General features: G+C 66.5%; 1 protein-coding gene. It reads left to right on the top strand.

The window, feature by feature from the left end; all coding sequences use genetic code 11:
* The coding region (locus DMB66_RS60305) for an endo-1,4-beta-xylanase (protein WP_148112999.1) at nt 1-738 on the top strand (738 nt) is incomplete at both ends.

Raw genomic sequence — 738 nt, 5'->3', positions numbered from 1 at the left:
ACCACGTCACGCAGGTCGCCACGCAGTTACCGGGCAAGATCTACGCCTGGGACGTGGTGAACGAGGCGTTCGCCGACGGCGGTGGTGGTGGCCGGCGTGATTCGAACCTGCAGCGGACCGGTAACGACTGGATCGAGGCGGCGTTCCGGGCCGCGCGTGCCGCGGATCCCGCCGCGAAGCTTTGTTACAACGACTACAACACCGATGGCGTCAACGCGAAGTCGACCGGGATCTACAACATGGTTCGTGACTTCAAGTCGCGTGGCGTGCCGATCGACTGCGTCGGTTTCCAGTCGCATCTGGGCACCGGCATCGACTCGACGTATCAGGCGAACCTGCAGCGCTTCGCCGATCTCGGCGTCGACGTCCAGATCACCGAGCTGGACATCGCACAGGGCGGCAACCAGGCCAACATCTACAGCACCGTCACCAGGGCCTGCCTCGCGGTGACCCGGTGCACGGGAATCACGGTATGGGGCATCAGGGACAGCGACTCCTGGCGTACCGGAGAGAACCCGTTGCTGTTCGACGGCTCCGGCAACAAGAAGGCCGCCTACACCTCCGTCCTCAACGCACTCAACTCCGGCGGCACCACCAACCCGCCGACGACGCCGCCGACCTCGGGCACCTGCACGGCGGCGATAACGCCCGGCACGGTGTGGGGCGACCGGTACAACACGTCGGTGACCGTCACCGGCGCCAGCGCCTGGACCGCCGTGGTGGTGATCACCGCGCCGC

The organism is Actinoplanes sp. ATCC 53533, from assembly GCF_003947245.1.
This window is presented reverse-complemented; position numbering and strand designations above follow the sequence as displayed.